The sequence below is a fragment of the Paenarthrobacter sp. 10L420 genome (assembly GCF_056395385.1).
On record NZ_JBFTJK010000042.1, the window covers coordinates 1 to 11,387 of the forward strand.

Below are 11,387 nucleotides of genomic sequence, written 5' to 3' on the forward strand. Positions count from 1 at the left end.
GCCGGCAACGGCAAACAACACTCGATGCCTGCTACGCCCGCAACCCACACCGCTACCGCCGCAGGCCCACCGCACCCGGAGTCCCTCCCCGGGCCGGCATCAACCACAAACAACCCACCCCGCTGTCACAAACAGCTTGATATATACCGTCCTACCGTCTAGTGCGCAGGGAACCATCGAATCGGGCGGCCGCCACAAAACCAGACCTACCCCGCCACCAGCTTCCGCGCCGCAGCCGAGTGCTCAGCGATGAGCCCGGCAACGTCGAGCCCAGGAATCGCGCCATCCACCACGCGCCAAGCACCGCCCACCATCACCCGGTCGGCACGATCAGCCCCACAGAGCAGCAACGCAGCCACGGGGTCATGGCTCCCGGAGAACCGCAGCGAGTCCAGCTTGAACATGGCAAGGTCCGCCTGAAGCCCCGGAGCCAACTGCCCGATGTCCGAGCGGCCCAAAACGGCGGCGGATCCACGTGTCGCCCAGACAAGTGCCCTCTCCACCGGGACCGAAGCCCCGTAACGGAGTCGTTGCAAATACAGTGCCTGACGGGCCTCGAGGATCATGTTGGAAGCATCGTTCGACGCCGAGCCATCCACTCCCAGCCCCACGGGCACACCGGCGGCTTCAAGTTCCAGCACTCGCGCTGTCCCGGAGGCGAGGCGCATGTTGGAGGTTGGGCAATGTGCGACGGCGGTGCCCGCGGCTCCCAGCCTGGCGATCTCGTCGTCGTTGAAGTGGATGCCGTGTCCAAGCCAGGTCCGGGGCCCCAACCAGCCAACTGATTCCAGGTAATCCACGGTCCGGAGCCCAAACATGGACTGGCAGAAGTCTTCCTCGTCAATGGTCTCTGCGAGGTGCGTATGCAGCCGGACATCGAAGCGTTCAGCCATCGCCGCAGATTCGGCCATGATCTCCTTGGTCACGGAGAACGGCGAACAGGGAGCAAGAGCAATCTGCACAACGGCACCATCACCTGTCTCGTGGTACTCACGAATCAGCCGTTCGCTGTCCGCAAGGATCGTCTCGGGTGACTGGACCGTGGTCCGGGGCGGCAGCCCCCCGTCGTCCTCTCCCAATGTCATGGACCCGCGGGTCAGCGTTGCCCGCATCCCCATGGACCGCACCGCGCCCACTTCGATGTCAATGGCGTCTTCCATGCCGTCGGGGAAGAGGTAGTGGTGGTCGGCGGCGGTGGTGCAGCCGGACAACAAAAGCTCGGCGAGTGCAACCTGCACTGCAAGCTCAAGGCTCCGGGGCGTCAAACGTGCCCACACCGGGTAGAGATTTTGCAGCCACGGGAACAGCGGGGCGTTGGCCACCGGACCCCAGGCGCGGGTGAGCGTTTGGTAGAAGTGGTGATGGGTGTTGATGAGTCCGGGCAGAACCACGTGGGCGGAGGCATCAAAGACGGAACAAAGCAACGACGGCTGCCCGCCCGACGGCACGAGCTCCAAGATTTTCCCGTCGGAGACCACCAAGCCGCCACCGGCGTCGAGGTCGTTTGCGGTGAAGATACCCAGTGGGTTCTTGATCCAAAGAGGGGTCATGAGGGTCCTTGTCTGGTCGGCATGTATGCGTTCCAGCTCAGTTAGGCCCTGTCTGCTGATCCAGGAGCCGGAAGCCAACAAGTGCGTCCGGTCCGAAAAGCGTAAGACGCACGACGACGGCAGTCAACGCCCGCAGGCGTCCCACGGTCACATCCGGTCGCCACTCAAGATTTCGTATGACGAAATTAAATTTTCAAAAAACTATGGCGCGGCTCACAAACCTGGTGCTACGCTCTAACTGCCAAAGGCGGGCACCCGGACCTCGGGAAGCTATCTACCAGGCGCAACTTAACCTTCATCGCACATGCTGAAGCCTGGTAACCAAGCTAACTGGAGCTCCGTTCCGTAGCGCCCCCAACAGGTCACCTGGCTTCCTCAGCACTAAGGAAGTCGCAACATGAGTACAACCGTCACGGCCGAGCAATTCCTGGCCACAACCATTGAGCTGGCAACAGCCAATGTCCTCAACAGTGGTGGCCCCTTCGGCGCCGTCATTGTTACCGCGGATGGACAAGCCTTCCAAGGCGTCAACCGCGTCACCGCCACGAACGATCCCACCGCACACGCAGAAGTCACGGCCATCCGTAACGCCTGCCGCGAACTGGGAACCTTCGATTTGAGCGGAGCAACCCTCTACACCAGCTGCGAGCCATGCCCCATGTGCCTGGCCTCCGCACTCTGGGCACGCGTTGACCGCGTGTTCTTTGCCGCAGACCGTCACGACGCCGCATCCGTTGGCTTCGATGACGCCGTCTTCTACGAGTTCTTCGAGAACGACAACCGGGACGCGCTGATGCCGGTAGCCAAGCTGGAACTGGGTGACCCCCAGGCTCCGGCGGCCCTCCAGCCGTTCACCACATGGAACACGCTTGATTCCAGGATTGATTACTAGGGCCGGTGGCTGACATGACAATCCTGGATCCCGCAGAAATGCAGACCGCAGCTGAAAAGCAGGCTGCGCTCCTCCCCAACGGAGGCAAGAGCGCAGAGCCCACAGCGGCAAACGCAAAGCACACGGCAACCGGCCTGGCAGATGGCAACAGCAAGCCGCCGGTGTCGAACTCCTTCCTGGATAAGTTCTTCCAGATCACCAAGCGTGGTTCCACGCTGGCCCGCGAATTCCGCGGCGGCTTGGTCACGTTCTTCACCATGGCGTACATCGTCATCCTCAACCCGCTCATCCTGGGCGGCTTCTCGGCAGACAACGCCCCTGTGGATGTGGCCGGCGGCTGGCTTTCGGCAGCACAGGTGGGCGCAGTGACTGGCCTGACCGCCGGCGTGATGACCATCGTCTTCGGACTTGTGGCCAACCTTCCCTTCGGCCTCGCAGCCGGCTTGGGCATCAACTCCTTCCTCGCCGTCGCGGTCATCCAGGAAGTCACATGGCCAGAAGCCATGGGCCTGGTGGTCATCAACGGCATCCTGATCGTTCTCTTCGGCGCCACCGGTGCCCGGACGGCGATCTTCAAGGCAGTCCCCAAGGAACTCAAGGCCGCCATCACCGTTGGCATCGGCCTGTTCATCGCCTTCATCGGCTTCGTCGACTCCGGCTTTGTCCGCCCCACCAAGGGCGGCCCGCCGGTCCAGCTCGGCACGGATGGTTCCATCACCTCCATCCCAACTCTGGTCTTCATCATCGGATTGCTGGTCATGGGTATCCTCGTGGCACGCAAGATCCAAGGCGGCCTGTTGATTGGCATCGTCGCCACAACAGTCCTCGCCGCTGTAGCCGAGGCCGTGTTCCACATTGGTCCGGGCACCGCCGATAACCCCGGCGGCTGGCACCTCAACGTGCCGATCCTGTCCAGCCAGTTGATGTCCGTCCCGGACCTCAGCCTGGTAGGCCAGTTCGATCTCTTTGGTTCGTTCGCCAGGATCGGCGGACTGGCAGCGACCATGCTGGTCTTCACCCTGGTGTTCACCAACTTCTTCGACGCCATGGGCACCATGACGGGCCTGGCCAAGAGCGCAGGCGTGGCACACAAGGACGGTACGTTCCCCAAGCTGAAGTCGGCCTTCATCGTTGAAGGCATGGGTGCAGTGGTGGGTGGCGGGACCTCCGGTTCATCCAACACCGTCTACATCGACTCCGCAGCAGGAATCGGCGAGGGCGCCCGCACAGGTCTGGCCTCGGTTGTCACTGGCCTGCTGTTCCTGGGTTCGATGTTCTTCACGCCGCTCACCTCGGTTGTCCCGCTGGAAGTGGCTGCCGCAGCGCTGGTGGTGGTGGGCGCGATGATGATGGCTCAGATCCGCGAGATCAAGTTCACCAAGTTCGCCATCGCCCTGCCGGCGTTCCTCACCATCGTGACCATGCCGCTGACCTACTCCATTGCCAACGGCATCGGCGTCGGGTTCATCTCCTTCGCGGTGATCAGCGCGGCATCGGGCAAGGCCAAGAAGGTCCACCCGCTCATGTGGGTGGTCACGGCGGGCTTCATCATCTACTTCGCCCGCGGCCCGATCAACGCCTTGATGGGCGTCTAGCCCGGAGCCCAACCCCGCGCCGGCGGGTCCCTATCCGGCACTTCGAACGGCGGTCCATCCGCACCCACCGCACGAATAGGCGTCCGTCGTCGTGGTCCCTGACCGAACAGCACCACCGGAGCAGGCACGACGGCGGGCGGCGGCCCTGATGATTCAGGAACGGGCGCTGGTGCTCCGTCAGGGAACGGGGGCAGGGAGATGAAGCCCTTGCCCCCGTTCCTATGAACTCTTATTCAATAACCGCGACTACCCCTCAACACCTTCTGGAAATGAGATTATGAGGGCAAGATCGCGCACTGCTCCGGCCGGGCCACCTGGCCGGGACACCTGGAAAAAGGACGTGTTGCCATGCTGGATCTGATGCCTTCACTGGGCAGCTGGCGGACTGCGGTCTCTGGCCAACGATGCGCTGTGGCCACGATCGTAGGGACCGGCGGCTCAGTCCCGCGCCCCATGGGGACTTCCATGATGGTCTCCGAACATGGCGAAATCCTGGGCAGCCTGTCCGGCGGTTGCGTGGAAGGGGCCGTCGTTGAGGCAGCCTTGGAAGCAATGCGCGACGGCGGTCCACGCCTTGAGTCTTTTGGCTACAGTGCCGAGGACGCGTTCGCCGTCGGACTCACCTGTGGAGGAGAACTGGAAGTCCATATCCAGCCACTGGGTAGCGATTCCGGCGAAATGGCCTTGTTGGACATCGCTGTATCAAACGAACCCACGGCCTTGGCCCTCATCCGCAGGCTCGGTGGAGGAGGGGGAGCGGTGGTCGTTGATGATCCTGTTCGGTTCCGCGCCATGGAATCAACGCAACTGGCCCGGTTGGTGGGCGATCATCCCGCCACCTTGATGGCTGCGGCGGCCCAGGTTGAGCCGCTGCTGCAAGGCGGACGCACGGGGTTGGTCCGGCTGGGAGCACCCGAAGGCTGCATCGATGGTTGGGTGACCGTGGACAGATGGGCGTCGGCCGGCCCGGAAGAAATAACGCAGCCCGAGCCCATCACCTTGTTCGTGGAAAGCCGCTTGCCGGCCGCGCGGATGCTCATCTTCGGCGCAAACGACTTCGGTGCCGCGTTGCTCCCCGTCGGACAGTTGCTTGGCTACAACGTCGCCCTGTGTGATGCCCGCCCTGCGTTTGCCAAGCAGGGCCGTTTCGCCGGTGCGGACCAGGTGGTCACCGACTGGCCGCACCGCTATCTGGAAGCCGAAGCAGCGGCCGGGCGAGTCGACGCCCGGACCGTGGTGTGCGTCCTGACCCACGATCCAAAGTTCGACATTCCCCTGCTTGAAACAGCGCTTCGCTTAGACCTGGCTTACGTCGGCGCAATGGGCTCGCGTCGCAGCCACCGGCAACGGGTTGACGCCCTGCTCGAGGCGGGCACGCCCTCCGAAGCGCTCGAACGCCTGCATTCTCCGATCGGATTAGACCTTGGTGCAGTGACACCAGCCGAAGTCGCAGTCTCCATTACGGCTGAAATCATCGCCGAGCGGGGAGGCGCCGCACACAGAGTCACGGGCCCCAAAGTCAAGGGCCACAAAGTCACCGGCCACACAGCCGCAGGCTTTCCCTCGCTGAAGGACAGCACCGGCCCGATTCACGCGGCACCCATTCACCCAGCGCCGATTCACCCAGCACCGCAACACCTCACTCAGGAGGACCCATGGACATGAACACCATCGAGGCCGTGGTTCCCACCACGGATCCTTCTCAATGGCGCGACGGCGATGCCTGGCTCGCCGGAGGGACTGTCCTCTTCTCCTATGGAAGCACTGTCCTCAAACGGCTCCTTGATTTGGGCCAAGCGGATTGGCCGGCCATTACCGTGACCGATGAAGGCATCGAGTTGGCCGCAACCTGCACTGTTGCCGAGCTCTACGCCCTGCCGGCGTCCGCGGAAATAGCCAACCGTGAGTGGCCCGGCCTGGCATTGATCCGTCCTTGCTGCGACTCGTTTGTGGCGTCCTTCAAGATCTGGAACATGTCCACGGTGGGCGGCAACCTCTGCACATCCTTGCCGGCTGGCCCCATGATTTCGCTGTGTGCCGGGCTCGACGCCATGGCATCCATCCAGAGCCCGGACGGCAGCAGCCGCAGCGTACCCGTGGCCGATTTCGTCACCGGGGACATGGAGAATGTCCTTGCCCCGGGGGAGTTGCTCCGCAGCATCCACCTTCCGGCCGCGGCACTCTCCGCCCGGGTCGCCTTCCGGCGTTTGTCGCTGAGCAACCTTGGCCGCTCCGGCGTGCTGCTCATCGGACGCCTCGATCCCGACGGCCGTTTGGTCATCACGGTCACCGCCTCCACCAAAAAGCCCGTCCAACTACGGTTCCCCGCCGGCCAGGTTCCCGACGCCGGGATGCTGGCTGACGCCGTCGGGGATTCCATTCCCTGGCCGCTGTACCACGATGACATCCATGGGCTCCCCGAGTGGCGCCGCGATATGACGTTCAAACTGGCCGAGGAAATCCGGGCCGAGCTGCTGGGCGAGTCGATGGTCGTTTCAGGCGATTTCTGGCCGCCGCACGCCACCTCGCCGCAACCATCCACGCAACCCGCACACAACAACCCGCAGAAGGAGGCCTCCCATGGCAATTGAGATCAACGGCGCTGCCTCTCAGGCCACACCCCGCCCCGGCCAATGCCTGCGCACTTTCCTCCGGGAACAGGGGAACTTCGGCGTTAAGAAGGGCTGCGACGGCGGTGACTGCGGCGCCTGCACTGTGCACGTCGACGGCACGCCCGTCCACAGCTGCATCTATCCGGCTCTCCGCGCCGAGGGCAAAGCCGTGACCACGATCGAAGGTCTCTCCACCGGCGAAAACCTTCACCCTGTGCAGGAGCAGTTCCTCGAAGCCCAGGGTTTCCAATGTGGTTTCTGCACCGCTGGCATGGTCATGACGGCAGCCACTTTCGACGACGAGCAACGGGCCAACCTGCCCCGCAACCTCAAGGGCAACCTGTGCCGCTGCACGGGCTACCGCTCCATCGCCGACGCCGTGTGCGGTCATGCTGATGGTCACGGCGGCGGGCACAAGCACGACGCCGGAACTAACGTTTCCGGGGCACAGCCGCCTGCAGCCGGGCATCCTGCAGCCGGGCATCCTGCGGCCGGAAATCCCACCGCCGTGGAAGCCACACCCGGCCAGCTCGGGGACAACGTGCCCGCACCCGCCGGCCAAGCCGTGGTTACTGGAACTGCCCGGTACACCCTGGACGTCCCGGCTGAGCAGCTGACCGGCCTACTGCACCTCAAGCTCCTGCGTTCGCCGCATCCGCACGCCCGGATCGTTTCCATTGACAAGACCGCGGCACTTGCGGTTCCCGGCGTCGTCGCTGTTTTCACGCATGAAGATGCACCAGCGCAGTTGTTCTCGACGGCCCAGCACGAACACTTCACGGACGACCCCGATGACACCCGCGTGCTGGACAACGTCGTGCGGTTCATCGGCCAGCGCGTAGCTGCCGTTGTGGCCGAATCCGTTGGTGCTGCGGAGGCCGGAACCCGAGCGCTTGCTGTGGAGTACGAGCTTTTGGAATCCGTGTTCACGCCCCAGGAGGCCATCCTTCCGGGGGCACCTGCAATTCATGGTGACAAGGATGGCGTTTATTCCAGAATCTCGCGGCCCCTTCAGAACGTGGTGGCCGAGGTCCACGCCGAGCTGGGCAGCGTGGCCGACGGCTTTGCGGCAGCCGACTTCATCCATGAGCACACGTACAAGACGCAAAGGGTTCAGCACGTCGCGATGGAAACGCACGCGTCCATTGCCTGGCTGGACGAGGACGGCAGGCTGGTTGTCCGTTCCTCCACGCAGGTTCCCTTCCTGGTCAAGCGCACCCTGATGCGACTGTTTAATCTGCCGGAGGAGACTGTTCGTGTTGTGGCTGGCCGCGTCGGGGGTGGTTTCGGCGGCAAGCAGGAGGTCCTCACCGAGGATCTTGTGGCTCTCGCGGCCTTGGCGCTGCGGAGGCCGGTGCAGGTGGAGTTCACCCGGACCGAGCAGTTCACGGCCACTACAACGCGCCATCCCTTCACTATTCACTTGAAGGCGGGAGCCAGCCGGGACGGATACCTGACCGCCCTTCAACTGGACGTCATCACCAACACCGGCGCCTACGGAAACCATGCGCCCGGGGTGATGTTCCATGGTTGTGGCGAGTCGCTGGCCGTCTATAAATGCGTCAACAAGAAAGTGGACGCCCAAGCCGTCTACACCAACACCGTTCCCGCTGGTGCTTTCCGAGGGTATGGGTTGAGCCAGATGATCTTCGCGATCGAGTCCGCCGTCGACGAACTTGCCATCGGCATCGGCATGGATCCGCTCGAGTTCCGGCTCAAGAACATGGTCCGTCCAGGCGATCACATGCTCTCCACAACACCCGAACCTGAGGAAGACGTCCATTACGGTAGCTACGGCCTGGACCAGTGTGTGGCCCTGGTCCGGGATGCCCTTGACCGGGGCAAGGAGCGTTACCGGGCCGCTGGCCTGGAGGACCTCGGCCCCGACTGGGTCGTCGGTGAGGGCTCGGCCCTCTCCATGATCGATACCGTTCCGCCGCGCGGCCACTTCGCCCACACCAGGGTGAGCCTGGAAGCGGACGGAAGGTTCGCCGTCGACGTCGGTACTGCAGAGTTCGGGAACGGCACCACAACCGTGCATGCGCAACTCGCCGCTACTGCGCTGGCGACAGCCGCCTCAAAAATTACCGTCCGTCAGTCCGATACGGACCTCGTGGAGCACGACACCGGCGCGTTCGGTTCGTCCGGGACAGTGGTGGCCGGCAAGGCGACGCTCGGCGCAGCCCTCGAGCTTGCCACCAGGATCCAGACCGTTGCGGCTTCGCTGACGGGGGCTGCTTTGACTGATTGCCGCTTGGTGGACGGAGCTGTGGAGTGCGGCGACCGCGTGGTTCCGCTCAAGGAAATTTACGACGCCGCCCGTCTCCAAGGCGTTCGCCTCGCCACCGATGGCAACTGGGGAGGAACGCCGCGGTCAGTCGCATTCAATGTCCACGGTTTCCGCGTTGCTGTTAACACGGGAACGGGTGAGCTGCGGATTCTGCAGAGCGTGCAGGCCGCAGATGCCGGCGTTGTGGTGAACCCGCGGCAGTGCCGTGGGCAGATCGAAGGCGGTATCGCGCAGGCGCTTGGTGCGGTGCTCTATGAGGAAGTGAAAGTGGACGACGCCGGACACGTCACCACCGATATCCTGCGGCAGTACCACATTCCGTCATTCGCGGACGTGCCGCGGAGCGAGGTCTATTTCGCCACTACCAACGACTCCACCGGACCCCTCGGCGCCAAGTCCATGAGCGAGAGCCCGTTCAACCCCGTGGCACCCGCGCTGGCCAACGCCATCCGCAACGCCACTGGAATCCGTTTCGGCCAACTGCCGATTGCCCGGGACAAGATCTACCTGGCCCTCCGCGACCGCACCACTGCACCCGTCTAACCCCACCCCAATTAACCCAGATCCCCTTGCTTACTTGGGTGGGACGGCTACTTGGGGGAGACGGCGAGCTCCATGAACACGCTGTTCGGGTCCAGGGTGTAGTTGGCGAACGGCGGGCACTCGGTGAATCCATGCCGGGCATACAAACGACGCGCGGGCGCAAAGTAATCTTCGGTACCAGTTTCCAGGCTCACGCGTTCGTAGCCCCGGCGGCCAGCTTCGGCCACGATGTGCTTGAGCATCAGCGTGGCCACTCCCCGCCCACGGGCAGCGGCGGTGGTGCGCATCGACTTGATCTCGCCGGACCGGCCGTCTCCGTCAGAAGTGGCCAGTTCCTTCAGCGCCCCGCATCCCAGCAACACGCCGTTTTCGCGGGCCGTCCAGAACGTGATCGCTTCATGCGACAACGCCGAATGGTCCAATGCGTGCACGCTCTCTGCGGGCGACGTCGCAAACATGTCCGCCAGATGTTCGCTGAGGAGCTGATGGACATCCGGGCGCGTGGGATCGTCAAGTGCAATCTGGATCATGGATTCAAACTTACCGGCCCGGGATTGATCAAGCCTCCAGTCAGTCCTCCAGCAGGTGCAACTGGTCCTTCGTATCCAGGTCTTCGCCGGAGCAGAGGTCACTGCAGTCCACCAGGTCCACCAAGCCCGGGTGCGCTTTGAGGAATGATCGCGCCCCCGTGTCACCATTCGCCGCTTCCGCAGCTTGGAATCGGAGCCCGACGTCGATAATCACCGGGTGCCGACGCTTAAGGTGCCCTGACTCGTCAGGGTAGGCGGCTGCCGTGACGCGACCTGGACGGTGGCTGCCCAGCAGCCTGCTGACCGCCGTCGGGGTTAAACCGGGCTGATCCACCAGAGCCACCATGATGCTGTGTCCCGGCGAGGCCGCCTCGATTCCTGCGCGGAAAGAACCAGCCATGCCCTTGGCCCAGTTCTCGTTCTCGACCACGGTGTACGTCCGTAGATCCGTGGTGCTTCGAACGCGGTCCGCCTCGGCCCCGACCACGACCACAACCTCCCGGCAGCCGCCGTCGAAGAGAGTATCGGCGAGCACCTCAACCAGCGTGCGGCCGCGGTAGGGGAGCAGCGCTTTCGGTCCGCGGCCCAAGCGCGTACCGGCCCCTGCGGCAAGCAGGACGCCCGTAGTGGGCGCCACGCCGGATCCAGTCATATCCTCACGATACGCGCGGGCATGCACGCGGTCTGTAGCTCGCTCAGAGCTTTCCGGGACATCTACCAAAATCGGTTGCAAACTACTCCTCAGTAGGTCTGTTGGTAGGTTCCGACGGCCATTATTGTCGGTAGGGAATTGTTCAAATCGCTCTAATGCAATGATGCGTGGAGGAAAAGGGGAAGATGGCGGGCAGTTTCGAAATACTCAAGGCCGGGACGAACACGTTCAGGTTCCGACTCACAGCCGATGACGGCACAGTTGTGGCAGTGTCGCCACAGTTTCCCAATTTGAAGGCCGTCGTGGCCGGTATCAACGCAGTCCGCGAAAACGCGGCAACCGGATTCGTCGTAGACCGGAGGAATCTGGGCACCTAGGCCTCCCGGGTACTACACACAAAAACAAGTTGGCGGCAGTGTTCTTCACGAACACTGCCGCCAACTGTATTTCTGCGGGTTGTTAGGCGTCGCCGCCTGCTCCGCCGGTAGTGCCCGCGTTCACGTCGAGCAGCTTGTAGCGGTCAATAGCGTACGACGGCGCGCCCTCCTCAACTTCGCCCCTCGCCGCCAGCAACTGGAGGGTTTTGGCGACGATGGAGTGGGTGTCGTTTTTGAAGTAGCGGCGGGCGGCTTGGCGGGTGTCGGAGAAGCCGAAGCCGTCTGCTCCGAGGGAGGCGAAGTCGTTGGGGATGAATTGGCGGATTTGGTCGGGGACGGCTTTCAT

At 63.4% G+C, this 11,387-nt stretch carries 10 protein-coding genes; 6 read left to right on the plus strand and 4 right to left on the minus strand.

Going from position 1 to position 11,387, the window contains the following annotated elements; all coding sequences use genetic code 11:
* Positions 1 to 206 precede the first annotated feature (206 nt).
* A complete protein-coding gene (locus AC1DD5_RS25330) occupies positions 207 to 1,550 on the minus strand; it encodes an 8-oxoguanine deaminase (protein WP_477523085.1) in 1,344 nt (447 codons plus the stop codon).
* Between the two features lie 397 nt (positions 1,551 to 1,947).
* On the opposite strand from AC1DD5_RS25330, the gene AC1DD5_RS25335 reads away from it, so the two are divergent.
* The 5 genes from AC1DD5_RS25335 (at position 1,948) to AC1DD5_RS25355 (ending at position 9,482) form a co-directional block, all read left to right on the plus strand.
* A complete protein-coding gene (locus AC1DD5_RS25335; protein ID WP_442003169.1) occupies positions 1,948 to 2,442 on the plus strand; it encodes a nucleoside deaminase in 495 nt (164 codons plus the stop codon).
* A gap of 5 nt (positions 2,443 to 2,447) precedes the next feature.
* Entirely contained in the window at positions 2,448 to 4,037 is a 1,590-nt protein-coding gene (locus tag AC1DD5_RS25340) for an NCS2 family permease (protein WP_477523086.1), read from the plus strand.
* 348 nt (positions 4,038 to 4,385) lie between these two features.
* The gene (locus tag AC1DD5_RS25345; protein WP_477523087.1) at positions 4,386 to 5,702 is read left to right on the plus strand and encodes an XdhC family protein; all 1,317 of its coding nucleotides are present in this window, start codon (positions 4,386 to 4,388) and stop codon (positions 5,700 to 5,702) included.
* Positions 5,693 to 6,628 carry an FAD binding domain-containing protein gene (locus tag AC1DD5_RS25350; RefSeq protein WP_477523088.1) on the plus strand — a complete coding sequence of 312 codons (936 nt, stop codon included), beginning with the start codon at positions 5,693 to 5,695 and terminating at the stop codon, positions 6,626 to 6,628. The genes AC1DD5_RS25345 and AC1DD5_RS25350 overlap by 10 nt, the downstream gene beginning before the upstream one ends.
* Positions 6,618 to 9,482: a molybdopterin-dependent oxidoreductase gene (locus AC1DD5_RS25355; RefSeq protein WP_477523089.1), complete on the plus strand. Its 2,865-nt coding sequence runs from the start codon at positions 6,618 to 6,620 to the stop codon at positions 9,480 to 9,482. The genes AC1DD5_RS25350 and AC1DD5_RS25355 overlap by 11 nt, the downstream gene beginning before the upstream one ends.
* 47 nt (positions 9,483 to 9,529) lie before the next feature.
* Here the strand turns inward: AC1DD5_RS25355 and AC1DD5_RS25360 are convergent, their stop codons facing one another.
* Positions 9,530 to 10,012 carry a GNAT family N-acetyltransferase gene (locus AC1DD5_RS25360; protein WP_442003164.1) on the minus strand — a complete coding sequence of 161 codons (483 nt, stop codon included), beginning with the start codon at positions 10,010 to 10,012 and terminating at the stop codon, positions 9,530 to 9,532.
* Between the two features lie 40 nt (positions 10,013 to 10,052).
* Positions 10,053 to 10,691: a nicotine blue oxidoreductase gene (nboR, locus tag AC1DD5_RS25365; RefSeq protein WP_442003402.1), complete on the minus strand. Its 639-nt coding sequence runs from the start codon at positions 10,689 to 10,691 to the stop codon at positions 10,053 to 10,055.
* 158 nt (positions 10,692 to 10,849) lie between these two features.
* On the opposite strand from nboR, the gene AC1DD5_RS25370 reads away from it, so the two are divergent.
* Entirely contained in the window at positions 10,850 to 11,041 is a 192-nt protein-coding gene (locus tag AC1DD5_RS25370; protein ID WP_223934473.1) for a YegP family protein, read from the plus strand.
* An 82-nt stretch (positions 11,042 to 11,123) separates the two neighbouring features.
* Here the strand turns inward: AC1DD5_RS25370 and AC1DD5_RS25375 are convergent.
* The coding region (locus tag AC1DD5_RS25375) for a hypothetical protein (RefSeq protein ID WP_441995931.1) at positions 11,124 to 11,387 on the minus strand (264 nt) is incomplete at its 5' end.

What these genes read in the sequence shown, in the direction of transcription:
- AC1DD5_RS25330 (WP_477523085.1), bottom strand. Translation starts at nt 1,550, where the DNA reads ATGACCCCTCTTTGGATCAAGAACCCACTGGGTATCTTCACCGCAAAC.
- AC1DD5_RS25335 (WP_442003169.1), top strand. Translation starts at nt 1,948, where the DNA reads ATGAGTACAACCGTCACGGCCGAGCAATTCCTGGCCACAACCATTGAG.
- AC1DD5_RS25345 (WP_477523087.1), top strand. Translation starts at nt 4,386, where the DNA reads ATGCTGGATCTGATGCCTTCACTGGGCAGCTGGCGGACTGCGGTCTCT.
- AC1DD5_RS25350 (WP_477523088.1), top strand. Translation starts at nt 5,693, where the DNA reads ATGGACATGAACACCATCGAGGCCGTGGTTCCCACCACGGATCCTTCT.
- AC1DD5_RS25355 (WP_477523089.1), top strand. Translation starts at nt 6,618, where the DNA reads ATGGCAATTGAGATCAACGGCGCTGCCTCTCAGGCCACACCCCGCCCC.
- AC1DD5_RS25360 (WP_442003164.1), bottom strand. Translation starts at nt 10,012, where the DNA reads ATGATCCAGATTGCACTTGACGATCCCACGCGCCCGGATGTCCATCAG.
- AC1DD5_RS25370 (WP_223934473.1), top strand. Translation starts at nt 10,850, where the DNA reads ATGGCGGGCAGTTTCGAAATACTCAAGGCCGGGACGAACACGTTCAGG.